Source organism: Kitasatospora xanthocidica, assembly GCF_014656195.1.
GTDB lineage: Bacteria > Actinomycetota > Actinomycetes > Streptomycetales > Streptomycetaceae > Kitasatospora > Kitasatospora xanthocidica.
Map to the genome: position 1 here is coordinate 82,722 of NZ_BNBY01000022.1, position 22,856 is coordinate 105,577.

At 74.7% G+C, this 22,856-nt stretch carries 16 protein-coding genes; 12 read left to right on the forward strand and 4 right to left on the reverse strand.

What is annotated here, in order from left to right; all coding sequences use genetic code 11:
* Nucleotides 1–12: 12 nt before the first annotated feature.
* Complete coding sequence (locus IE332_RS29770) at nt 13–690, forward strand: hypothetical protein (RefSeq protein ID WP_189922354.1); 678 nt, start codon at nt 13–15, stop codon at nt 688–690.
* A gap of 278 nt (nt 691–968) precedes the next feature.
* Here the strand turns inward: IE332_RS29770 and IE332_RS29775 are convergent, their stop codons facing one another.
* The gene (locus tag IE332_RS29775) at nt 969–1,673 is read right to left on the reverse strand and encodes a hypothetical protein (protein WP_229929032.1); all 705 of its coding nucleotides are present in this window, start codon (nt 1,671–1,673) and stop codon (nt 969–971) included.
* Nucleotides 1,674–2,051: 378 nt separating this feature from the next.
* The gene (locus IE332_RS29780; protein WP_189922356.1) at nt 2,052–4,247 is read right to left on the reverse strand and encodes a RecQ family ATP-dependent DNA helicase; all 2,196 of its coding nucleotides are present in this window, start codon (nt 4,245–4,247) and stop codon (nt 2,052–2,054) included.
* Nucleotides 4,248–4,475: 228 nt separating this feature from the next.
* Between IE332_RS29780 and IE332_RS29785 the strand changes: the two genes are divergently transcribed.
* Nucleotides 4,476–6,047 (forward strand): DUF4192 domain-containing protein, encoded by a 1,572-nt coding sequence (locus tag IE332_RS29785; protein WP_189922359.1) that lies wholly within the window; start codon nt 4,476–4,478, stop codon nt 6,045–6,047.
* A 30-nt stretch (nt 6,048–6,077) separates the two neighbouring features.
* On the opposite strand, the gene IE332_RS29790 is transcribed toward IE332_RS29785, so the two are convergent.
* A complete protein-coding gene (locus IE332_RS29790) occupies nt 6,078–7,391 on the reverse strand; it encodes an alpha/beta fold hydrolase (RefSeq protein WP_189922361.1) in 1,314 nt (437 codons plus the stop codon).
* 775 nt (nt 7,392–8,166) lie between these two features.
* On the opposite strand from IE332_RS29790, the gene IE332_RS29795 reads away from it, so the two are divergent.
* The 8 genes from IE332_RS29795 (at nt 8,167) to IE332_RS29830 (ending at nt 19,042) form a co-directional block, all read left to right on the forward strand.
* Nucleotides 8,167–10,290 carry an amylo-alpha-1,6-glucosidase gene (locus tag IE332_RS29795; RefSeq protein WP_229929033.1) on the forward strand — a complete coding sequence of 708 codons (2,124 nt, stop codon included), beginning with the start codon at nt 8,167–8,169 and terminating at the stop codon, nt 10,288–10,290.
* Nucleotides 10,291–10,486: 196 nt separating this feature from the next.
* Nucleotides 10,487–11,245, forward strand: coding sequence for an NUDIX hydrolase (locus IE332_RS29800; protein WP_189922363.1), 759 nt, complete (start codon nt 10,487–10,489; stop codon nt 11,243–11,245).
* Nucleotides 11,246–11,474: 229 nt separating this feature from the next.
* Nucleotides 11,475–11,753, forward strand: coding sequence for a hypothetical protein (locus tag IE332_RS29805; RefSeq protein ID WP_189922365.1), 279 nt, complete (start codon nt 11,475–11,477; stop codon nt 11,751–11,753).
* 256 nt (nt 11,754–12,009) lie between these two features.
* The gene (locus tag IE332_RS29810; protein ID WP_189922373.1) at nt 12,010–13,641 is read left to right on the forward strand and encodes an ATP-binding cassette domain-containing protein; all 1,632 of its coding nucleotides are present in this window, start codon (nt 12,010–12,012) and stop codon (nt 13,639–13,641) included.
* A gap of 3 nt (nt 13,642–13,644) precedes the next feature.
* A complete protein-coding gene (locus IE332_RS29815) occupies nt 13,645–14,550 on the forward strand; it encodes a hypothetical protein (protein WP_189922375.1) in 906 nt (301 codons plus the stop codon).
* Nucleotides 14,551–14,747: 197 nt separating this feature from the next.
* Nucleotides 14,748–15,680, forward strand: a complete 933-nt coding sequence (locus IE332_RS29820) for a FadR/GntR family transcriptional regulator (protein WP_308437616.1) — start codon at nt 14,748–14,750, stop codon at nt 15,678–15,680.
* 477 nt (nt 15,681–16,157) lie between these two features.
* Nucleotides 16,158–17,810 (forward strand): RNA polymerase sigma factor, encoded by a 1,653-nt coding sequence (locus IE332_RS29825; RefSeq protein WP_189922380.1) that lies wholly within the window; start codon nt 16,158–16,160, stop codon nt 17,808–17,810.
* Nucleotides 17,811–18,178: 368 nt separating this feature from the next.
* Complete coding sequence (locus IE332_RS29830) at nt 18,179–19,042, forward strand: S1 family peptidase (RefSeq protein ID WP_189922462.1); 864 nt, start codon at nt 18,179–18,181, stop codon at nt 19,040–19,042.
* Between the two features lie 292 nt (nt 19,043–19,334).
* On the opposite strand, the gene IE332_RS29835 is transcribed toward IE332_RS29830, so the two are convergent.
* Entirely contained in the window at nt 19,335–19,568 is a 234-nt protein-coding gene (locus IE332_RS29835; RefSeq protein ID WP_189922382.1) for a DUF7455 domain-containing protein, read from the reverse strand.
* Nucleotides 19,569–20,105: 537 nt separating this feature from the next.
* Here IE332_RS29835 and IE332_RS29840 point away from each other — a divergent pair.
* Together IE332_RS29840 and IE332_RS29845 are read left to right on the forward strand one after the other, a co-directional pair.
* Nucleotides 20,106–22,217 carry a DNA gyrase/topoisomerase IV subunit B gene (locus IE332_RS29840; protein WP_189922384.1) on the forward strand — a complete coding sequence of 704 codons (2,112 nt, stop codon included), beginning with the start codon at nt 20,106–20,108 and terminating at the stop codon, nt 22,215–22,217.
* Between the two features lie 166 nt (nt 22,218–22,383).
* Nucleotides 22,384–22,848, forward strand: coding sequence for a CcdC protein domain-containing protein (locus IE332_RS29845; protein WP_189922386.1), 465 nt, complete (start codon nt 22,384–22,386; stop codon nt 22,846–22,848).
* The last annotated feature ends 8 nt before the right edge of the window (nt 22,849–22,856 follow it).

Consider the following 22,856-nt stretch of genomic DNA (forward strand, 5'->3'; position numbering starts at 1 on the left):
AGATATCCGGGTATGCCTGTCTTCCCCGAGGAGCCGGAGATTCACGAGAGCCTCCCGGGCCCCGGCGTTCCCTTCCCCCGAGAGTCGGACGCACAAGCCCTCCGCGCGCCTGCCACCGGCGCGCCCGCCACCGCACCCACCACCGTCGCCGCCCCGGCCGCGGTGCCCGGCCCCCGGCCGGCGCCCCCGCGTCCGGCACCGCCGCGCGCCGCCAGGCCCGGTCCGCCCGGGCTGATCCCCAAGCCCGGTCCGGCGCCGCGCCGCCCGGCTCCCGCCGCCCCGAAGGCCGAGGTCCAGCGGATCGCCGCCACCCCGGCCCAGGCGGTGGAGCGCGCGGACGACGCCGTCGACCGGCTGCTGGACTCCGGCCGTGACCCGGGCGAGGTCCTCGTCCTCACGGTCGGCGAGGCGCACCCGTGGCAGCAGCACGAGCTGTCCTTCGGTGAGGAGCGCTACTGGGCGCAGCTCACCGACGGCGGGGACGTGTTCTACGCGGATGCCGCGTTGGACCGTCCGGTTCGCCGCGAGGTGGTCGTCCTGGTGGTCAACGGTGGAACGCCCGCCCGGGCCGCCAAGGCGTACGCCGAGGCGCTCGACCGGGCGACCGCCCTGCTGCTGGTCTGCGGCGACGCCGGCCCGGCGACCGCGGTGGCGACCGGAGCCGCGCCCGCGCGCCCGGTCAAGGCCTGACCCAGCCGTTCCCTCCCGTTTCGTTCCGGGCCCGGTGCCGTACGGTGCCGGGCCCGAAGTCCGTTCCCGCGGTGGGCGGTTGTCGTCCTGAACTCGTCCGGTGCCGGTGCCGGTGCGAGTGTCGGAGTCGGTCCCGTGTCCGTCCCTCCGCCGTGCGGTCGAAACGACGAGGCACCGGGGCGCCGGGGCGGTCGGAGGGTCCGACCGTCGGCGCTCCCGCGGTGCGCGCCGCCTGCCGGGTGTCCGCGGGGTGTCCGCCGAGTGTCCGCCCGGCCGGGTCAGCGCGTGCCGGTGCGGCGGGTCGGCTCGGTCGTCGCGACCCGCGCGGGGATCCACGGCGGCTCGGACTGCGGGGAGCGCTGCGCCTCGCCGAGGTGCTCGGCCTGCTCCGCCGCCGGTCGGCGGGTGCGCTGGCCGCGCGGTACGTCGAGGGACGAGCGCGGCGGCAGCTCCGTCACGGTGTGCACCGGCCCGTCCGCCCATGACCCCGCGTGCGGGTTGCGCCCGTTGCGCCCGTCCCCGAGGACCTGCCAGCCCGCCGGGGTGAGTCCGATGTACGCCCCGCAGCGCATCCCGTGCAGTACGGACGCGTCCCGCAGTGCCCACATCCAGGCGCCGTCCTGTTCCGTCCAGCCGGGCGCGCCGTCGCGGCAGCGCACCAGGACGGCCGTGCGGGTCGGCTCGGGCAGTCGCAGGTCGTGCGGGACGACCCGGCGCAGGTGCGCCAGCAGGGCGTTCCGGTGCTGCCAGCCGTCGGTGTCGTGCGGCCAGGGGGTGAAGGATGCCGAGGCGGCGAGGCGGTGGAGCGCGTCCAGGACGGCGACCACGACGGTGCCCGGCTGGGGCAGGTGGCGCTGGTGCAGCTCCAGGACGAACTCGCGGGGGTCGCGCAGCAACGGGATCCCCGAGGCGGCCCAGGCCTCCAAGTCCAGCACCCGTCTGGGTACCGAGCTCCCGGAGAGGGGATGCTGACCTCGGTCGATGCCGTTGATCACGATCCTCCTTCCTGACCCGTGGGAAGACGGGTGCCCGGGTACGCCGAAAGGTGGGTCCGGCGGACCGAGTTTCGGGTACCCCCCAATTCTCGGGGCATCGGGGCCGGAGCGGCAACGATGAAATGATGAACGCCACCCGATAGCCCATGGTCTGCCGGATATGTTCCACCGTGGCCCGGGTGCCGCCGGGGTGCTGCCGGGCCTTGATCCACAACGCCCGAAGTGCGAGGTGAGCCGTCGTCGGCACGGTGACCACTCCTTTCCGGGGTCCGTCAGCCGGTGTGATCGAAATCGCTCCGCTTGATCCTTTCTGTTAGGCCATTCGAGTGAAGGCCGTTGGGCTCTCCACGGCCTTCTGCCGTTCTGTCACCCCTGCACCGCCAGTACCAGAGGCAACACCGCACTCGCCCCGGCCCGGCGCAGCAGCCGGGCGGCCACGGTGACCGTCCAGCCCGAGTCGACGAGGTCGTCCACCAGCAGCACCGGTCCGGCGGCGGCCGCCACCGCCTGCTCCACCTCCGGCGGCAGGACCAAGGCCCCGGCCAGTGAGTGCAGCCGCTGGGCGCTGTTGCTGCGGGCCCCGTGCGGCGGGAGTCCGCCCGCGTACTCGATCCGGCCGAGCAGCGGCAGCCGTCCGATCTCGGCGATCCGCGCGCCGAGGCTGCCGACCAGCTGGGGCCGGGACGAGGAGGCCATGGTCACCACGCCGACCGGCCGCGCCAGCCGGGAGCCCTCCGTCGTCTCGGGCCCGGCCCAGCCGCCCGGCCCGCGCGCCCAGTCGGCGAGCACCGCCACCAGCGCGTCCACCGCCTCGCCGGGCACCGGCACGTCCGGTGCCTGGTCGGCGAGCAGGGTGCGCAGCCGGTTGCCCCACCCGATGTCGGACAGCCGGCCGAGTGCCCGGCCGGACTCGGCCTGCTCGCCCGCCGGGATCCGGCCCTTGAGCGGCACCCCGAGCGCGTCCATCCCGGTCGGCCAGAGCCGGCGCGGCTCGAAGCTCACGCCCGGGCGGCCGAGCGCGGCGCGGGCGGCGGCCAGCGTCTCGGCGGTGACGTCCGGGGTGTGCAGCGGCCCCGCGCAGTTGTCGCACCGCCCGCACGGCGCGGCCTGCTCGTCGTCCAGCTGGCGGCGCAGGAACTCCATCCGGCAGCCGGTGGCCGCCGCATAGTCGCGCATCGCCCGCTGTTCCGCCTCTCGGGAGGCGGCGACCTTGGCGTAGCGGGCGGTGTCGTACGCCCAGCTCTGGCCGGTGGCCGTCCAGCCGCCCTTGACCCGGCGGACGGCGCCGTCCACGTCCAGCACCTTGAGCATGGTCTCCAGCCGGGCCCTGCGGAGGTCCACCCGGGGCTCCAGCGCGGCGGTGGAGAGCGGGCGGCCGGCCTCGGCCAGCGCGTCGATGGTGCGGCGCACCTGCTCCTCCGGCGGGAAGGCCAGCGAGGCGAAGTAGCGCCAGATCGCCTCGTCCTCGCGACCGGGCAGCAGCAGCACCTCGGCCCGGTCCACGCCGCGCCCGGCCCGGCCGACCTGCTGGTAGTAGGCGATCGGCGAGCTGGGCGAGCCGAGGTGCACGACGAAGCCGAGGTCGGGCTTGTCGAAGCCCATGCCGAGCGCGGAGGTGGCGACCAGCGCCTTGACCCGGTTGGCCAGCAGGTCGGCCTCGGCGGTGCGGCGCTCGGCGTCCTCGGTGCGGCCGGAGTAGGAGGCCACCGGGAAGCCGCGCTCGCGCAGGAAGGCCGTCACCTCCTCGGCCGCGGCCACCGTCAGGGTGTAGACGATGCCCGAGCCGGGGAGCCGGTCGAGGTGGTCGGCCAGCCAGGCGAGCCGGTGTGCCGGGTCGGGCAGGGCCAGCACGCCCAGGGTGAGGCTCTCCCGGTCGAGCGGCCCGCGCAGCACCAGGGCGCGCTCGTCGGAGGTGCCGGTGCCGAGCTGCTCGGCGACGTCCGCGGTGACCCGGGCGTTGGCGGTGGCGGTTGTGGCCAGCACCGGGACTCCGGGCGGCAGGTCCGCGAGCATGGTGCGCAGCCGGCGGTAGTCGGGGCGGAAGTCGTGGCCCCAGTCCGAGATGCAGTGGGCCTCGTCGACCACCAGGAGGCCGGTGGAGGCGGCGAGCTTGGGCAGCACCTGGTCGCGGAAGTCCGGGTTGTTCAGCCGCTCGGGGCTGACCAGCAGGACGTCGACCTTGCCGGCGGCGACCTCGGCCTGGACCTCGTCCCACTCGTCGGTGTTGGCCGAGTTGATGGTGCGGGCGTGGATGCCGGCCCGGGCCGCCGAGTCGACCTGGTTGCGCATCAGGGCCAGCAGCGGCGAGACGATCACCGTCGGCCCGGCTCCGCGGGCCCGGAGCAGGGCGGTGGCGATGAAGTAGACCGCGGACTTCCCCCAGCCGGTGCGCTGGACGACCAGGGCGCGGCGGTGGTCGACCACGAGGGCTTCGATGGCCGTCCACTGGTCCTCGCGCAGGGCGGCGCCGGGGCCGGCGAGCTCGCGCAGGACGGCCTCGGCCCGGGCTCGGACCTCGGCGCGGTCGGCGGGGGCGGTGGTGTGGGTGTCGGGCTGCTGCATGGCGTCCATGTAACCCCGTGCCGCCGACAAGCGGCGAATGCCGGGGAGGCGGACAAGGGGAAGACCGGGTGTATTTCATCCGCTGATCCGCTGAACGGCAGTCAAAATCGACTCGGTCGAGGGCGTGTCGCTTGCTCCGAATGAGCGAAGGAAAATCTGAGGCCGGAGTTATCCACAGAAAAAAGTCGGTTTCGGCGCCGTTCGCGGATTGCGTCCACTCTTGCGGCCATGAACGCGATGAACAACGAACACGTCATTCTGTCCCTCGGCCCGGCTTCCGAGCACCGGCCGGTCGTCATGCGCGGTCCGGCCGACATGGCCGAGCTGCTGCCCTACTTCCTGGGGTTCTACCCCGACGACAGCATCGTCGCGGTCGGCCTCCACGGTCCCGATCTGCGCCAGGGCGGGGTGATCCGGGCGGACCTGCCGGACTCGCCCGCGCAGTGGCCGGCCGCCGCGGAGGAGACGGCCGCTCTGTTGGTCGCCCTCGCCGAGCGGCACGGCGCCCGACCGCTCCAGGTGCTCCTCTACCTCTGCCAGGATCCCGGCGCGCCGCACGCCCCGCCGGTGGTGGACGGCCTGCGGCCGCTGGCCGCCGACCTCAGGGCGGCCTTCGGACGCCGGGGCGTCGCGGTCAAGGAGTCGCTGTGCGTCTCCGACGGCCGCTGGTGGTCCTTCCTCTGCCGCGGCACCGGGTGCTGCGACCAGGCGGGCAACCCGGTGCGGCGCGGCCCCGACCCGGGCCCGGCGGCCGCCGCCGCGACGGTCGCCGGCCTGGTGCCGCGCGGCAGCCGCAAGGCGATCCTCGGCGGGCTGGTCCCGATCGGCCCGCCGGAGGACGCCGCGCAGCGCGAGGCGCTCGTCCGGGCCGAGGCGGCCGTGGGCTCCTTCTCCCGGGAGCAGGGCATCGCGCTGCTCGACCAGGCGGTCGCCGAGTTCGCGGCCGGCGCCCGGGAGCTCGATCCGGACCGGACGGCCCGGCTGCTGCTCGCCCTGCGGGATCGGATCGTCCGGGACCGCGGCGTCGAGTACGCCCGGCCCGCCGAGCTGGCTCCCGCCGAGCGGCTCTGGCGCTTCCTCGCCCGGCGGGCCGTCCCGTCGTACGAGAGCTGTGCGGTGGCCCCGCTCACCCTGCTCGCCTGGGCCTCCTGGGTCGCGGGGGACACGGCGACGGCCAGGGTCGTGCTCGGCCACGTCCTGCGGCTCGACCCGGACTACCTGCTGGCCGAGCTGCTCTACGAGTCGCTCAACGACGGGATGAGGCCCGGGGCGCTGCTGGCCGCGGTCGAGGCCCAGCGGCGGCGGCGCGAGCAGCACGCGTCCGGGTCGGCCCCGGACGGTGCCCCGCTACCGGCCGATGACCCGTCGCCCTCCGACGGGGCGGCGCCCGCGGCCCCGGTGCCCTCGGTCACGGCATCCCCGACGCCGGTGGGTGAGGTCCCCGACGGGGGGCCCGGCCGGGCCTCCGGCGCCCGCCGACGCCGCCGGGGCGGCCGTCGGAAGGGCGCGCCCGCGGCACCGGCACCCGCCCCGGCCGACCCCGGGCCGGGCGGCATCCCGCGCCCGTCCGGTCCCGACGGGCCGGCGCCGGACGGTGGCGCCCCCGGTCCGGTCGCCCTGCTGCCCGCACCCGCCCGGGCCTCGGCCCCCGGGTGCGCCCGCCCGGCCGGCGAACGATCCGCCAGGGGCCTGCGGCTCGGCCGCGCGGCGGGGTGCGCGCCGGCCGCTCGCTCCGGAAGCGGCCTGCACCGGTGCCGCGGGGTCCGGCGGGCGGCGAGGGGAGGTCGCCGTGCCCACTGAACCTCCCTCGCCGGACGGGGCGGTGGGCTGCTAGACCTCGCCGTGCGCCATCTTGATCAGGCGGTCCAGCACCTTGCCGCCGCTCACCCGCAGGCCGTCGTGCTCCCACTCGTTGGTGATCCAGGTCCGCAGGCCGCGCACCGCGCGGGCGGTCTCCAGCGAGTCGGCGGTGTCCACGTACATGTCGTCGTGGTACACCGCCGCCACGACCGGGACGCTGTTGGCGGCCAGCCGCGCCCGGTCGTACAGGTCCGGCCAGTCGGTGCGGGCGGCGAGCAGCTCCGCGGTCTCCTTCAGCGGGCGCAGCGCCGGATCGGTGTCGAACATCCAGGGGTAGATCATCTCCCCGGTGAACAGCACCGGTGCGTCGGACCCGAGCGCGGCCCGGGCGTCGAACTGCGGGAACTCCTTGCGGAGCCGCTCGGCCGACCAGGCGGTGCCGCCCTGGTCCACCGACCGCTGGCCGTAGATCGACTCGTGCAGCACCGCGTACAGCGGGCCGCCCGCGAAGGAGAGCTGGGCCTGGGCGCCGGCCAGGAAGGTGTCGGAGAGCTCGGGCCCGGCCGCGCCCTCCACCCAGGCCTCCTCCAGCAGGTAGTGCAGGACACCGGAGCCGCTGCCGCCGCCGAGCAGCATTCCGAGGGCCTGGAACGCCTCGACGGTGAGCACCCCGCCGTCCGGCAGGGCGGCGGGGGAGTGGGCGAGGTGCGCGGCGATCCGCCGCACCGCCTCGACGTCCTGCGGGAACCGGGCGTAGTGGTTCTCGTTCTTGCTGACCACGCGCGGGTAGGCGGCGCGGTAGACGTCGTCGGCCGAGCTGCCGAGGCCGGCCAGCCCGCCGGTGATGAAGGCCTCGGTCAGGCCCTCAGGAGCGATGGAGAGGTAGGTGAGGGTGCAGAAGCCGCCGAAGCTCTGGCCGAGGACGCTCCAGCGCCGATCGGCGCCGAGCAGCCGGACGCGGATCAGCTCGGCGTCCCGGACGATCGAGTCCGCGCGGAAGTGGGCCAGGTAGTCCGCCTGCTCCTGCGGGCCGCCGCGCCGGACGAGGGTCTGCCGGGTCGCGGGCGTGGACCGCCCGGTGCCGCGCTGGTCGAGCAGGAGGACCCGGTAGTCGTCCAGGGCGCGCTCCAGCCAGGCGTCCCGGCCGAGCGGGCGGGCGGCCTTGCCGCCGGGCCCGCCCTGGAGGAAGAGCAGCCAGGGCAGGTCGTCCCGCTCACGACCGGCGGCCACCACCTCGCGGGCGTACACCTCGATCTGCTCGCCCTGCGGGGCCGCGTGGTCGAGGGGTACCTGGAAGGCGTGGTCGGTCGTGACAATCCCGGGCAGCCGGCTGATGGTGGACATGCAACTCCTCGGTCTCTGCTGGTCACAGCGCTGGCGTCGCGGTTCACGGGGTCACCGGGTGCGGGGCCGCGACCCCCGCACCGTATCCTGGCGGCGGTCGAGCGCCGGTTCGACCGTCCCCGCCGATCCGAGCGGGCGGCCGGCACCGGCCGGAGCCGCCACGAGCCGCCACGAGCCGCCACGAGCCGCACCGACGGCAGTCGGGGAAGCCGGATCCGGGCCCGGGTCGCGGGCGACGACGGGCCCGCGGCGAGGCCGTGGTGACACTCCGGCGGAAGCGGCACGACCGCCCCGACGGGGCCGGTCCCGACCAGCGGCGGCCACGGCGGGGCGTGACCTGGCGGCGGTGCGCGGCGTTCACCCCGGGGGCCCTGCGCCCGGACGGACTCCGACCGGCGGCGCGGCACCCGGCCGCCCCGGGCACCGACGGCGGCCCGGCCACACGCGGCACCGGGGCCCGGTCGCCACGAGCGGCCAGCCGGTCCGGAGGACGCGGCCCACGGGGCGGGGCGTCACCGGTGGTCCGGGACACCGGGCCCGACGGTGTGCCGGGTACGGCGCCCGGGCCCGACGCGAAGGCACGGCGGTACCGGTTCCGGCCCGGTACCGAGCACCGCTTGGCACGGCCCGGCACCGGGTACGGCCAGACACGGCACATCCGCCGACGGGGAACCCCGCCGGCCCGGCACCATCAGCACGCGATCGAGCATGCTCGCGGCCCACCGGCCTGACCCGGCCACCGGACCGCCGAGGGGAGGAGAGTCCGGTGACCGCCATGAGGCCACCACAGGCCATGCCGGCCGAGAGCGTGGTCGGCGCGCCGAGACCGGTCGGGCGTTCCGACCAGGTCCCGCCGACCGGCCCCGGGGGCGCACCCGTCGGCCCGGGTCGGCCCGCGGCCCCGCCGCGCCCGCAGCCACCCGCCGTCCACCACGCGGTGATCTGCGTCAACGCCCCGGCGATGGCCGCCTCCGGCCCCGACGGCCAGCTGCGCGGCCACGGCCTGCACGGCTTCTACCGCAACGGCGTCCGGGCGCTCGCCCGGATGGAGCTGCGACTGGGCGGCATGGAGCCGCTGCCGCTCCAGGGCGCGCTGACCAGCACCGCGCAGGCCCGCTTCCTCGGCGCCGTCCGCCTCCCCGGCGACCTCGACCCGGACCCGGCGCTCACCGTGGAGCGGCTGCGCCACGCGGACGGCGTGGAGACGGTCGTCGTGCGCAACACCGGCGCCCGACCCGCCCGGCTGCCGCTGGAGATCGCCGTCGGCACGGACCTCGGCCCGGTCGCCGAGATCGCCGCCGGGCACCGCCCGCCCGACCTGCCGGGGCAGGTGCAGTCCGCCGGGCTGCGCTGGTCGGGCCCGGTGCACAGCGCCGTAGTGAGCGCCAAGCCCTCCCCGCACGCCGTCCTGGCCGGCGCCGGGGTGCTCCGCTGGGACCTGGAGGTCCAGCCCGGCGCCCGCTGGTCGGTCGAGCTGCGCACCGAGCTGGAGAGCGCGGCCACCGGTCCCCGCCCGCCCGGTGGCCGCGGCACCGGCGTGCCGCTGCCCTGGTCCGAGCCCGATGTCCGCAGCGACGACTCCCGGGCCGCCCCGCTGGTCTCCCGCTCCCTGGACGCCCTCGGCGGGCTGCTGTTCGCCGACCCGGACCGGCCGACCGATCTCTACCCGGCCTCCGGCGCGCCCTGGCGCTTCGGCCTCGCCCCGGCCGATGCGCTCTGGGCGGCCCGGCTCACCCTCCCGCTCGGCACCCGGCTGGCCGCCGGCACCCTCCGGGCGCTGGCCCGCCGTCAGCAGCTCGCCCCCGCCCCGGGCCGCACCGAGGGCTTGCTGCCCGGCGCCCTGCGGCACGGCGGCCCGGAGCTGCCGCCCACCTGCACCGCCACCGAGGCCACCCTGCTGTTCGTCACGGTGCTGGCGGAAGCCTGGCGCTGGGGCCTGCCCCGGGCGGAGGTCGCCGAGCTGCTCCCCGCCGCCGAACGGGCCTTGGCCGCCCTGCACGAGGGCCTGGCCGACGGCTTCGTCATCGACCTGAGCCGCCCCGCCGAGGAGCGCTCCGCCCACCCGGCGGCCGCCCGCGCCGAAGTCCAGGCGCAGGCCCATCGGGCCGCCCTGCACGGCGCCGAACTGCTGGAGGCCTTCGGCCGTCCGGGCGCCGACGGCTGGCGCAGCTGGGCCGCCGAGCTGCGCGGCCGCTTCCGCGAGCGGTTCTGGATCGACGACCTCTCCGGGGGCCGTCCGGCCGCCGGGCTGGCTCCGGGCGGCCAGCCGCTGCCCGCCGTCGCCTCCTCCCTGGTGCACCTGCTGGACACCGGGCTCGCCGCCGACGGCGAACGGCACGAGAGCCTGCTGGACCGCGAGCAGACGCGGCTGCTCGCCCAGCGCCTGGTCGCGCCGGAGCTGGACAGCGGCTGGGGCCTGCGCACCCTCAGCGCCAAGTCCCCCCGCTTCAACCCGCTGGGCCACCGCGGCGGCGCGGTGCGGGTCCACGAGACGGCGCTGGCGATCGCGGGGCTGGCCGAGGCCGGCCACGAGAACGAGGCCGGCGCCCTGCTGGAGGGCCTGCTCGCCGCGGCCGCCCACTTCGAGGGGCGGCTGCCGGAGATGTACGCGGGGGAGCAGCGCACCCCGGGCTGCCAGCCCGTGCCGCACCCGGCCGCCTGCCGCCCGGCGGCGGTCTCCGCGGCCGGTGCCGTGCACGCGGTGTTCGCGCTGGCCGGGGTCCGGCCCGACGTGCCGGGAGGCCGGGTCCTGGTCCGCCCGGCCAGCACCGCCCCGCTCGGCGAGCTGGAGCTGACCGGACTGCGGGTGGCGGGCGAGCCCTTCTCGGTCCGGGTGAGCCGGATCGGGGTGGCGATGGTCGAGGAGGCGCCTGCGGCCCTGCAACTCGTCGCCCGCTGAGCCGCCTGAGCTGCCCGGCCGCCCGCTGAGCCGCCTGCGGCGCCTGCCGGGCGACCGGCGCCGCTCCGCGGACACCGGCCCGAGAGGCCCGGCCCGCCCGTGCGCGAACCGTTCCGGGCGGGCGGGCCCGCCGGTCTCACGCGGTCCGTGTGCAAGGCCTGTGCTTATCGTCAGAGAGACGACTATGATCGGCGCCATGTCGCGTTACGATCCGTCGGCCTTCCCCCCGTTCGCAGTCACGGTTGACCTGGTGGTGCTGACGGTGCGCGACCACTCGCTCTGCGCCCTGCTGGTCAGACGAGGCGAGCCACCCTTCCAGGGGTACTGGGCCCTGCCCGGTGGCTTCGTCCGCCCGGACGAGGGCCTGGCCGAGGCCGCCTCGCGGGAGCTGGCCGAGGAGACCGGTCTGCGCGCGCACTCGGCACCGGGCCACGAGGCGGTCGGGCCCGGTGCGGCCGGAGCCCACTTGGAGCAGCTCGCCACCTACGGCCATCCGCAGCGCGACCCCCGGATGCGGGTGGTCAGCGTCGCCTACCTCGTGCTCGCCCCCGACCTGCCGACGCCCCGGGCCGGCGGCGACGCCAGCAGCGCCCGCTGGGCCCCGGTCGGCGAGCTCCTCGGCGACAACCCGGTGGACGGCGTGCCGCTCGCCTTCGACCACGGGCTGATCCTCGCCGACGGAGTGGAGCGCGCCCGCTCCAAGATCGAGTACTCCTCCCTCGCGACCGCCTTCTGCCCGACCGAGTTCACCGTCGGCGAGCTGCGCCGGGTCTACGAGGCGGTCTGGGGCGTGGTGCTGGACCCGCGGAACTTCCACCGCAAGGTCACCGGCACCCCCGGCTTCCTGCTGCCCTCCGGCGGCACGACGACCCGCCAGGGCGGCCGCCCGGCCCAGCTGTTCACCGCCGGTGGCGCGACCGTTCTCAACCCGCCCATGCTCCGCCCGGAGTCCTGAGCCGCACCGGCCTCGTCCGGGTCGGGCACCCGGGGCCCGCCCGCAGGCGGCTCCCCGCGGCCCGACCGCAGGCCGCTCCCCGGAGTTCGACCCCGGCCGCCTCCCGGGCCCGTCGGCGGGCAGCCGAACGGCCCGGTCCGGCTGCGGTTCCGCGGGGACTGGCGCACAGTGGCCGGTGGACGCTTCGGCCGCCGGGGCCGAAGGCCCTCCGGACCCCGGGAGCCCCGTGATGGTCCCCAAGGACTGCGCGCACCAGCGATTCCTCATCGAGGGGCTGGTGGCCGACTACGAGAGCCTCGACGCGACCACCACCGCCACCGAGCAGGAGCTGGCCGCCCTCGAGGCCGGGCGGGCGGCGCCCGAGTCGATCGCCGCCGTGGAGGAGAGGCTGGCGGCGGAGCGCGAGCAGCTGGGCCAGCTCACGGTCGAGGGTCGGGCGGCCGTCGACGAGTTCCGGGCGGTCTGCGGCGGCGAGAAGCTCCCGCCGCTGCCCTGGTCGCCCGGCTAGGAGCGGCGGCCGGGAGCGGGGCCCTCCGCCCGCGGTCCGGGAGGGGCCGGAGCGCACGGTCACGTGAATCGCAGGATCGGATTTTCCCCTGATCGGGTGAGGCGGGCAGGCGGCGGGCCCGCGCCGTTCCCGTAATGCCCGGAATAGCCCCCGCCGCCCCCTAATGTGCTGGCGCGGAGCCGTGCGGGCGCAGGCCGGCCCATCAGGGGGCGCTCCGTGCCGAGCAGGTCGGCCGAGGGCATGGGAGCAGCCAGCGATGATCCAGATCACCGGACTGACCAAGGTCTACCGCAAGGGGGCCCCGCCCGCGGTGCTCGACCTGACCTTCGACGCCAGGCCCGGCGCGGTGACCGCGCTGCTCGGCGCCGAGGGTGCGGGCAAGTCCACCGCGCTGCGGCTGATGCTCGAACTCGAGCGCGGCCAGGGCGTCACACTCTTCGACGGCCGCCCCTACCGCAGGCTGCGCCGTCCCGAGCGTGAGGTCGGCGTGCTGCTGCCCGGTCCGGGAGAGGGCGTGGCCGCGGTGGCGGGGCACCCCGGTCGCAAGGCGCAGGGCCACCTGCGGATGCTCGCCGCGGCCGTCGGCGTCCCGGCCCGGCGGGCCGACGAACTGCTGGAGCAGACCCGGCTGGCCACCGTCGCCGGGCAGCGGCTGCGCACCTTCTCGCCCGGTATGCACCGTCGGCTGGCCCTGGCCGCCGCCCTGCTCGGCGACCCCGGCACGCTGCTGCTGGACGCGCCCACCGAGGGGCTGTCGCCGCGCAACGTCGAGTGGTTCCATTCCTTCCTGCGCTCGTTCGGCGTCGCCGGGGGGACGGTCCTGGTGACCACCCGCACCCCGCAGGAGGCCTCGCAGCTCGCGGACCGGGTCGTCACCCTGGACCGCGGACGCCTGGTGGCCGATCAGCCGGTCGCGGAGTTCCGCCGGACCAGGCTCAGCCCCGAGGTCGCCGTCCGGGGGCCGCAGATGGCGCGGCTGGCGGACTTGCTGGTCAGCCAGGGCGCCGAGGTCCGCCGTGACGGCAGCGTGGGCCTCGCGGTAGCCGGCATCGACCGCACCGAGATCGGCGAACTCGCCTACCGCCACGGGATCCTGCTGCACGAGCTGGCCGACCGGGTGGTCGAGCAGCCGGCGCCCAGGGTCGTCCTGCCGGTCGCCTCGGGCCGCTCCGGTCACCTCCGGGTCCGTCCGGTACCGGACGCCGAAGCGAGCGCCGAGCCCAGCCCGGAGCCGGTCGTCGACCCGGTGGCCCTCGACCCGGTGGCTCCGGACTCGGGAGCTTCTGAACCGGCGACCGACGAGCCGGCCCCCGGGCCCGCGCTGCCGTCCGCCGTCGGGCCCGCCGAACCCGCCGAACCCGCCGAACCCGCCGAACCCGTAACTGGACCCGCCGCTGACGCACCCGGCAGCGACCCCGACCGCGTGGCCACCACCCCGCAGCGCCGGGTGCCGCGACCCCAGGACGACGCCTCCCTGCCCACCCGTGCCCTGCCCGTCGCGGTGGTCGCGGCCCTCCCGGCCCTGGGCACACCCGCACCCCGGCCCGCCGAGCACGACGACCGCACCGAACGCGCCCAGCTCACCCAGCGCACCGAACGCGCCGACCGCACTCGGCGCACCGCCCGCGCCGAGCCCGTCGAGCGCAGCGGGATCGGCGCGCCGGCCCCCACCGTCGCCGTCGACCGGCTCTTCCGCGACGACCCCGTCCCGGCCGACGTCCCGGCCGATCACCCGGTCCCGGCCGGGGAGGCGGCCCGTGCCAAGCCCCCGGGCCGCCGGGTGAACGCCGACCTGCTGACCGACGACACCGTCCGCCTCCGTCGCCTCACCTCGGGCGCGACCGCCGCCCCGGCCCCCGCCACCACCGACGACCACCGGAGCGAGTGAACCGTGCGTGTCCTGGCCTACGAGCTGCGCCGCCTGTGCGGCCTGCGTTCCACCTGGCTGCTGCTCGCCGCCGTGCTGATCGGCGACGCCGCCGTGGCCGCCGTCCTGGCGAGCCAGACCCCGGGCGGCCAGTTGGCCGCCCCCGCCGGGGTGCGGCTGCTGACCGCCACCGTCCCGCTGATCCCGCTGCCGTTCGCCGCCCTCGGCGCCGGGGTGCTGGGCGCGCTGTCGTACGGGCACGAGGTGCGCCACCCGGGGCTGCCGGCCTCGCTGGTGTCGTACCCGCGCCGGGTGCGGCTGCTGCTGGCCAAGCTGCTGGTGGTCGGCCCGGTGGCGGCGCTGCTGGCGCTGGCCACCCTGCTGCTGGACACGGTGGCCGTGCACCTCGCGCTGCCGGGCGGGGTGACGGTGGCGGCCTGGGCGGAGCCGGCCGCACTGTCGGCCCGGGTGTCCGAGGTGGTGAGCGGCGCCGGGCTGTCCGGCCTGTCCGACCTGCCGGGCTTCTTGGCCCCGTTGGCGCTGCCGGCGGGTCACGGGGCGCCGGCCGCGCTGCTGGCGTTCGTCCTGCTGACGGTCGTGGCCGCCTGGACCGGGGTGCTGACCGCGTCGCTGACCCGCAGCGCCGCCGTCGGGGTGCTGCTGCTCTGCGCGCTGCCGCCGCTGCTGGAGTCCGGCGTGGCCCTGCTGCTGCGCCGCACCGGTCGGCCGTGGCCGGTGCGCGCGGCCGAGCTGCTGCCGTTCCAGTCCGGCATCGAGTGGGCCTACGGCTGGGTGTACGGCGGGGCGCACGAGGCGGTGGTCGGGAGCGTGTCGCTGACCGACCCGGCGCTGCTGGCGGCGGTCGCGGCCCCCGCGGCCGTGCTGCTGCTCGCCGCCCTGCTCGTCCAGGCCCGCCGTCGTACGCCGTAAGACCTCGCCGTCGTACGCCGTAGAGCCTCGCCGTCGTACGCCGTAGAGCCTCGCCGTCGTACGCCGCGGACTCCCGCCGCCACGGGGTACCGGGGGTCGGCTGCCCCGAAGGACCAAGATCGACCAGCAGTGACCGTATTGAGCGGTTCTTCCTGATAAGAAGTCAATTATCCAGTCACGGGCGATCACCCTTTCGTGTGCTTTTCACGAGAATTCTCAAGCCGCGCCTGCCGATCGCCGACAAAGGAGGCGTGAGTACCCTTGCGCACCCCACCATGACCCCCGCCCGTTCCGCCGATGGGCCCATCCACGGCTCCGGCGACCTGGACCGCTTCTCGTACGCCGACCGGCCGACCCCGCCGGCGCCCCGCTGGGAGGGCGCCGAGTCCGACATCGCCCGGGTCGGCCGCAAGACCACCAGCAGCCGCGGCCGCGGTCTGCACGGCCAGCTGGTCCAGCAGCTCGGCCAGATGATCGTCTCCGGCGACCTCGGCGCGGACCGCCCGCTGGTGCCGGAGGAGATCGGCCAGCGCTTCGAGGTCTCCCGGACGGTCGTCCGCGAGTCGCTGCGCGTGCTGGAGGCCAAGGGCCTGGTCAGCGCCCGGCCGAACGTCGGCACCCGGGTCCGTCCGGTCACCGACTGGAACCTGCTGGACCCGGACATCATCGAGTGGCGCGCCTTCGGCCCGCAGCGGGACGAGCAGCGCCGGGAGCTGTTCGAGCTCCGCTGGGCGATCGACCCGCTGGCCGCCCGGCTGGCCGCCGGCCACGGCCGGGAGGACGTCCAGCAGCGGCTGGTCGAGCTGGTCGAGATCATGGGCCACGCCGCCGCCCAGGCCGACCTCTCCACCTACACCCGGGCCGACGCCGAGCTGCACGGCCTGGTCCTGCAGATGGCCGGCAACCGGATGCTGGAGCACCTGTCCGCGATCGTCGCCTGTGCCCTGCAGGTCTCGGGCGGCCCGGCGATCTCCTGCGAGCGGCCCACCGAGTCCTCGGTCGGCCTGCACGCCCGGCTGGTGGATGCGCTGGGGGCCGGCGACGGCGCCGCGGGCGAGGTCGCGATGCGGGCGCTGCTCACCGTCCACCCCGAGATCGAGCCGTCCGTCCCCGCGCCCCGGGAGCACTGAACGGGCCGTTCCCGACGGGCGGAGGCAGCGGGCCCGACGGCCCGCTCCGCCGGAGGCCCTCCGGTCGCACCGCGCGGCGCAGCCGGAGGGCCTCCGCATGCGTGCGGCGGCCCGGGGTCCGGAAGGGGTGGGCCGACACCCCTCCGCAACCCGCCCGGTCCATGACAAAGGTTTCGGCGCGAGTGCGCGATGATGGAATCCGGCCCGGTGGCCGCGGGCACCACGTGGTGTGACCCGCGACACGAAGGCCATGCGTAACACTTGACGAGTAGCAGCGATGTCTCCTGAGCGGGAGCAGCTCCGGAATACTCCAACATGTCAGAATGCTGTGTTGGTCCGCGGCGCTGCTGCCGTCCTGCAAACCCAGTCCTCAAGCCCGAGTCGGTCGGAATCGACACCGCGCGTCCGACGCGCGATTTCCTTCCCCGCCCGCTCGGGCGGCCGGTACGGGTTCGAGTCCACTCATCGTCCGAGAGGTTGTTCGTGTCGGCCAGCACATCCCGTTCGCTTCCCCCCGAGATCGCCGAGTCCGCGGCTCTGCTGGCGCTCATCGAGCGGGGCAAGGCCCAGGGGCAGATCGCCGGTGACGACGTGCGCCAGGCGTTCGAGGCGGACCAGATCCCGGTCACCAAGTGGAAGAACGTCATGCGCAGCCTCAACCAGGTGCTGATTGAGGAGGGGGTGGACCTCATGGTCAGCGCGGCCGAACCGGCCGGCGCCAAGCGCAAGAGCGTTGCTGCCAAGAGCCCCACCAAGCGCACCGCCACCAAGGCTGTCACCACCCGGACCCCGGCCGCTCCGTCGGCCCCGACCAAGCCGCCCGTGCGGATCGCCCCCGGCGCCCCCGTCGCGGCTCCGGCCGTCGCCGCCGCCGCGGCCCCGGCCCCCACCGTCTCCGCCGAGATCACCGTCGACGAGTCGACCGCCCTCGGCACCGAGGTCAAGGCCGTCGCCGCGAAGAAGGCCGCCCCGGCCAAGAAGGCCGCGGCCAAGAAGACCGCCGCGCCGGCCAAGAAGACCGCCGCCAAGAAGACCGCCTCCGCCAAGTCCGGCAAGGGCGGCGAGGAGGAGCTGCTCGGCGAGGAGGAGCTGCTCGAAGAGACCGCTCTGCCGGGCGACAAGGCCGAGGCCGAGACTCCGGAGGAGGAGTCGGACCAGGGCTTCGTCCTCTCCGACGACGACGAGGACGACGCGCCGGCCCAGCAGGTCGCCGTCGCCGGTGCCACCGCCGACCCGGTCAAGGACTACCTGAAGCAGATCGGCAAGGTCCCGCTGCTCAACGCCGAGCAGGAGGTCGAGCTCGCCAAGCGCATCGAGGCCGGCCTGTTCGCCGAGGACAAGCTCTCGGCCGCCGACAAGCTCGCCCCCAAGCTCAAGCGCGAGCTGGAGATCATCGCCGAGGACGGCCGCCGCGCCAAGAACCACCTGCTGGAGGCCAACCTCCGTCTGGTGGTCTCGCTGGCCAAGCGCTACACCGGCCGCGGCATGCTCTTCCTGGACCTGATCCAGGAAGGCAACCTGGGCCTGATCCGTGCGGTCGAGAAGTTCGACTACACCAAGGGCTACAAGTTCTCGACCTACGCCACCTGGTGGATCCGTCAGGCGATCACGCGCGCGATGGCCGACCAGGCCCGCACCATCCGCATCCCGGTGCACATGGTCGAGGTCATCAACAAGCTGGCCCGCGTCCAGCGTCAGATGCTCCAGGACCTGGGCCGCGAGCCCACCCCGGAGGAGCTGGCCAAGGAACTCGACATGACCCCCGAGAAGGTCATCGAGGTCCAGAAGTACGGCCGTGAGCCGATCTCGCTGCACACCCCGCTGGGCGAGGACGGCGACAGTGAGTTCGGTGACCTGATCGAGGACTCCGAGGCGGTCGTCCCGGCCGACGCGGTCTCCTTCACCCTGCTGCAGGAGCAGCTGCACTCGGTGCTGGACACCCTGTCCGAGCGCGAGGCCGGCGTGGTCTCGATGCGTTTCGGCCTGACCGACGGCCAGCCGAAGACGCTCGACGAGATCGGCAAGGTGTACGGGGTCACCCGTGAGCGCATCCGCCAGATCGAGTCGAAGACCATGTCGAAGCTGCGCCACCCGTCGCGCTCCCAGGTGCTGCGCGACTACCTGGACTGATCGGCGGCGATCGTCGAAGAGGAGGCCCGGAGCCGTTACGGCTCCGGGCCTCCCGGCGTTTCCGGGTCCGTCCAGGGTCCGTCCAGGGTCCGTCCAGGGTCTGTCCAGGGTCCGTGCCGGGGAGGTTCGCGGGCCCCGTCGGCTCCGTCGCGGCCGTTCAGGGGCCGTGCAGAGGCTGTTCAGGGGGCCTCCGGGGCTGTTCGGGTCCGGGCGTGTCAGCGTCCGGGTGGTGGTTGTCGCTCGTCCGGGTGGCGGGGCGGCGGGAAGCAGTCGCACCGCGTAGTCGATCACCTACGCTGTGCCGGTTGCCTGCTGCCGAGCCTTCTGGAGTCACGGTGCCGACCGAGCCGGACCGCACTGACCTGTCGATCCCCGCCCCGCTCCGGGCGGACCCGGCCGCCGCCCGGGCGAACCGCCGTCGCCGGGCCGCCGTACTGGCGCTGCTCGCCGCGGTGCCCGTCCCGCTGGTCGCCCTCGGGGCGGCGGCGCCGGCCCAGGCGCAGCGCCGGGTGGTCGGCGGCAACGCCGCGAGCACCGTCGACCACCCGTGGATCGTGGCGCTGGCCAGTCGCCAGCAGTTCGGCAGCGGCCGCTCCGGTCAGTTCTGCGGGGGTGCGCTGGTCACACCGACCAAGGTGGTGACGGCCGCGCACTGCTTCTACGACGAGGCCAAGGGCCGGGTGGAGCGGCCGGGTCTCAAGGTGATCGTCGGCCGGGACGACATGCGCGGGACCTCCGGTCGGGAGGTGGCGGTGCAGTCGGTCTGGATCCACCCGGAGTACTCCTTCGCCGCCAACATGGACGACGTCGCGGTGCTCACCCTGGCCGAGTCCCAGGGTTCGAGGCCGGTGGTCGAGTTGGTCGGCCAGGGCGAGACCGGGCCGTACGCGGCCGGGACCAGGGCGCAGGTGTACGGCTGGGGGGACACCACCGGGCGGGGCGACTACTCGCCGGTGCTGCGCGGGGTGGACGTGTCGGTCGTCCCTGACCAGACCTGTGCGCACGCCTACCCGGGCGGGCAGGACGGGAAGTTCGACGCCCGGGGCATGGTCTGCGCGGGCGAGGAGAAGGGCGGCAAGGACGCCTGCCAGGGTGACAGCGGCGGCCCGCTGGTGGTCGGCGGGCGGCTGGTCGGCCTGGTGTCCTGGGGGACGGGCTGTGCCGAGGCGGCCCACCCGGGCGTCTACACGCGGGTGTCCTCGGTCGCGGACGCGGTGCGCTCGGTGCTGTGAGGGGTCGGGCGCACTCCGTGGGCGTCGCGCCGGGTGAGGCGGCGGTCACGTTCTGACGCCGCGTCGGGCGACGGGCCAGAGGGCGGGCTGAACGCGGGAGAAGCGCCGGGAGAACAGCTCAGGGGGAACAGCCCAGGGCGAACGGTTCAGGGCGAACAGCTCAGGAGAGCGGATCGGGAGAAACAGCAGAGCCGGACGACCGGCCCCCGGAGGGGTCGGCCGCCCGGCTCACCGGTCGCACGTGGTGTGCAACCGGACACAGCTCGACGCTGGCTGCTGGTGGCGCCTGGGATCAGCGCTCTTCCTCGGCGGCCGTTGCCGTCGTGGTGGTGGTGAGACGGCCGCTCTCGTCCTGTATCTCCACGGCGATCTTCTTGAGCTCGGGCTCGAACTTCCGGCCGTGGTGGGCGCAGAAGAGCAGCTCGCCGCCGCTGGCGAGTACGACGCGCAGGTAAGCCTGGGCGCCGCAGCGGTCGCAGCGGTCAGCCGCGGTGAGCGGGCTCGCAGGTGTCAGAACAGTAGTCACGTCGCCTCTTCTCTAGCTCGACGAGCTGTCGTACCAGGGTCAACATCCAACCAGGCCGAAAACGTTCCCGCTCGTGGCTTTTCTTCTCTGAGGATTCTGCTGTGTTGATGAGGACGTGCCCCGGGCGCCGGTGGTTCATGCCTGCCGGATACCGGGATCCGCCCGTCGCTCGAACGTCCGATCGGGATCGGGTCCGAGGTCCGCGTAGCATAATCCTCTGCCGGGTTGGAGCATAAGCCCCGTCCCGGGCCCCGGTAGCCTGCATAACGGCAGTTCCGGAGCCTGTGCCAGGCCCCACGAACCGCCAGGACCGGTGCTACCGGGAGGAGATGGCACCCCCGGGCCCACACCCGGGAGCAGTCCTTGTTCGCGCAGCGCGTACAAGCTGCGCGGGGCCGGTTCGTCGTGCTGCGCACCCGGCGGAGGGGCGCGGGCACGCAGAGCGACGGGTGTCGGTGCGGCGTGCTGCACTGGCGTTTGATCCGGATCCGTCCGGATGTGACCGATGAGACAGAACTTCACCGAGGAGAGTGCCGCGTGAGTGCCGAAACGACCGTGCCGTCCGCGCTGCTGGCCGGCGACGACGGTTCCAACTACACCGCGCGGCACCTGCTCGTCCTGGAGGGGCTGGAGGCGGTCCGCAAGCGCCCCGGCATGTACATCGGCTCGACCGACAGCCGCGGCCTGATGCACTGCCTCTGGGAGATCATCGACAACTCCGTCGACGAGGCGCTGGGCGGCTACTGCGACCGCATCGACGTCGTGCTGCACCCGGACTCCTCCGTCGAGGTCCGCGACAACGGCCGCGGCATCCCGGTGGACGTCGAGCCCAAGACCGGGCTGTCCGGCGTCGAGGTCGTGATGACCAAGCTGCACGCCGGCGGCAAGTTCGGCGGCGGCTCCTACGCGGCCTCCGGCGGTCTGCACGGCGTCGGCGCCTCGGTCGTCAACGCCCTCTCCGCCCGGCTGGACGTCGAGGTCGACCGCAACGGCCACACCCACGCGATCAGCTTCCGCCGCGGCACCCCCGGCATCTTCACCGAGACCAGCCCGGACGCGCCGTTCGAGCCCGCCAACGGCATGACCAAGGCCCGCAAGGTGCCGAAGACCCGCACCGGCACCCGGATCCGCTACTGGGCCGACCGGCAGATCTTCCTCAAGGACGCCAAGCTCACCCTGGACACGCTGCACAGCCGCGCCCGGCAGACGGCCTTCCTCGTCCCCGGCCTGACCATCGTGGTGCGTGACGAGCGGCTCACCGAGAGCGAGAAGGTCGAGGAGTCGGTCTTCCGCTACGACGGCGGCATCGCCGAGTTCTGCGAGTTCCTGGCCCCCGACAAGCCGGTCTGCGACGTGCTGCGGCTGCGCGGCGAGGGCAGCTTCAAGGAGACCGTGCCGGTCCTGGACGAGCTCGGGCACATGACCCCCACCGAGGTCACCCGCACCCTCGGCGTGGACATCGCGCTGCGCTGGGGCGCCGGCTACGACACCACCCTGCGCTCCTTCGTCAACATCATCGCCACCCCCAAGGGCGGCACCCACGTCACCGGCTTCGAGCGCTCGCTGGCCAAGACCGTCAACGAGGCCCTGCGGGCGGGCAAGCTGCTGCGCGTGGCCGAGGACGACATCACCAAGGACGACGCCACCGAGGGCCTCACCGCGGTGGTCACCGTCCGGCTGGCCGAGCCGCAGTTCGAGGGCCAGACCAAGGAGGTGCTCGGCACCTCCGCGGCCAACCGGATCGTGGCCGCCGTCGTCGCCAAGGAGCTCAAGGCCTTCCTCACCTCGTCCAAGAAGGACGAGAAGCTGCAGGCCAGGGCCGTGCTGGACAAGGTCGTCGCGGCCGCCCGCACCCGGGTCGCCGCCCGCCAGCACAAGGAGGCCCAGCGCCGCAAGACGGCGCTGGAGACCAGCTCGCTGCCCGCCAAGCTGGCCGACTGCCGCAGCGACGACGTCGACCGCAGCGAACTGTTCATCGTCGAGGGTGACTCCGCGCTCGGCACCGCCAAGCTCGCCCGCAACTCCGAGTTCCAGGCGCTGCTGCCGATCCGCGGCAAGATCCTCAACGTGCAGAAGGCCTCGGTGAGCGACATGCTCAAGAACGCCGAGTGCGCCGCGATCATCCAGGTGATAGGGGCCGGTTCGGGCCGCACCTTCGACATCGACCAGGCCCGCTACGGCCGGGTCATCTTCATGGCCGACGCCGACGTCGACGGCTCGCACATCCGCACCCTGCTGCTCACCCTCTTCCACCGCTACATGCGGCCGATGGTCGAGCAGGGCCGGGTCTTCGCCGCGGTGCCGCCGCTGCACCGGATCGAGCTCACCAGCCCCAAGCGTGGCCAGGAGAAGTACCACTACACCTACTCCGACGCCGAACTGCGTTCCACCCTGCTGGAGTTCCAGCGCAAGGGGCAGCGCTGGAAGGAGCCGGTGCAGCGCTACAAGGGTCTGGGCGAGATGGACGCCGACCAGCTGGCCGAGACCACCATGGACCCGCGCCACCGCACGCTGCGCCGGATCAACCTGGGCGACCTGGAGCAGGCCGAGCGGATCTTCGACCTGCTGATGGGCAACGACGTCGCCCCGCGCAAGGAGTTCATCGTGGACTCGGCGGCCACCCTGGACCGCTCCCGCATCGACGCCTGACGCAGGTCTGCTGACCCGTCCGGCCGGGCCCTCCACCCACGGGTGGAGGGCCCGCGCGTTTTCCTTCCACCCGAGCTCCACCCCGGCTCCGATCAGCGGGAACGCCCCGGTCCGTAGCGTCGGAGAGGTCAGCAGAACCCTTTCCGTCGGGACGGAGAAACAGCCGATGAGTGCCCTCGCCAACCTCCTCGTCATCGCCGTGGTGGTGATCGTGGTGGTCCAGCGCCAGATGCGGGTGCAGCGCCTGGAGACCGAGCGCCGCTTCTGGCTGCTGCCACTGATCCTGGGCGCGCTCGCGCTGCGCGACCCGCAGCTGATCGACCACGGGCACACCGGTCTCTCGGTCGCCCTGCTGACCGCCGGACTGGTCACGGTGCTCGCCATGGGCTCCGTCTGGGGCTGGACCGTCCGGCTCTGGCGGGACGCCGACGGCACCGTCCTGGCCAAGGGCACCAAGGCCACGATGGCCGCCTGGGGTGGGATGATCGCCGTCCGGGTCGCCCTGTACGGGATCGGCTCGGCGCTGCACGTCCACCAGTCGGGCAGTTCGCTGATGCTCGGCATGGCGGTCCTGCTGCTGGTGCGCTCGCTCGTGGTGAACTGGCGGGCCCGGATGCTGGAGCCCGCGTAGCGGTCCGC

Excerpts from the sequence above, each read along its gene's own strand:
- IE332_RS29770 (WP_189922354.1), top strand. The coding sequence starts at position 13 with ATGCCTGTCTTCCCCGAGGAGCCGGAGATTCACGAGAGCCTCCCGGGC.
- IE332_RS29780 (WP_189922356.1), bottom strand. The coding sequence starts at position 4,247 with ATGCAGCAGCCCGACACCCACACCACCGCCCCCGCCGACCGCGCCGAG.
- IE332_RS29785 (WP_189922359.1), top strand. The coding sequence starts at position 4,476 with ATGAACGCGATGAACAACGAACACGTCATTCTGTCCCTCGGCCCGGCT.
- IE332_RS29790 (WP_189922361.1), bottom strand. The coding sequence starts at position 7,391 with ATGTCCACCATCAGCCGGCTGCCCGGGATTGTCACGACCGACCACGCC.
- IE332_RS29795 (WP_229929033.1), top strand. The coding sequence starts at position 8,167 with ATGAGGCCACCACAGGCCATGCCGGCCGAGAGCGTGGTCGGCGCGCCG.
- IE332_RS29800 (WP_189922363.1), top strand. The coding sequence starts at position 10,487 with ATGTCGCGTTACGATCCGTCGGCCTTCCCCCCGTTCGCAGTCACGGTT.
- IE332_RS29805 (WP_189922365.1), top strand. The coding sequence starts at position 11,475 with ATGGTCCCCAAGGACTGCGCGCACCAGCGATTCCTCATCGAGGGGCTG.
- IE332_RS29810 (WP_189922373.1), top strand. The coding sequence starts at position 12,010 with ATGATCCAGATCACCGGACTGACCAAGGTCTACCGCAAGGGGGCCCCG.
- IE332_RS29845 (WP_189922386.1), top strand. The coding sequence starts at position 22,384 with ATGAGTGCCCTCGCCAACCTCCTCGTCATCGCCGTGGTGGTGATCGTG.